The following is a 517-nucleotide window of genomic DNA, read 5'->3' on the forward strand; positions in this document are numbered from 1 at the left end:
GAACAACCAGCGGAACCAAAAGTTGAGCATCAAGAAATCACTACAACAGAAGAGATTCCTTATGCATCTCGTACCGAAAACAACGCCGATCTTGCAGAAGGTACTCGCAACGTGAAACAAGCGGGTGTTAAAGGTACTAAGACCATTACTTGGGATATCACACTGACAGATGGTAAAGAAACAGCTCGTACTAAGAAAAGCGAGAAAGTTACCAAAGAACCAGTAGAAGAAATCATCGAAGTTGGAACTAAGAAAACAGGTGTAGAAACCAAAGAAACAGTGACTGTGGAGGAAAAAGTTGCTTTCAAAGAAGAAACGAAAGTAGACCCAGCACTGGATAAAGGTCAAACGCGTGTTGAAGAAGGTGAAGAAGGTATCGATGAAGTCACTTATGAAGTGACAAAAGTGGATGGTGTTGAAAAATCTCGTAAAGAAGTTTCACGCAAGACCAAGAAAGCAGCCAAAAACAAGATTACTTATACCGGTTCAAAAGCAGTTGTAACGACTAAGGAAGTAA

The 517-nt window shown here is 40.6% G+C and carries 1 protein-coding gene; it reads left to right on the forward strand.

Features of this window, described 5'->3' with window-relative positions; translation table 11 throughout:
• Positions 1-517: G5 domain-containing protein (locus M1F63_RS10140; RefSeq protein WP_247941338.1), on the forward strand; the 517-nt coding region annotated here is incomplete at both ends.

The organism is Streptococcus oralis (genome assembly GCF_023109155.1).
GTDB classification, from domain to species: Bacteria; Bacillota; Bacilli; order Lactobacillales; family Streptococcaceae; genus Streptococcus; species Streptococcus oralis_BZ.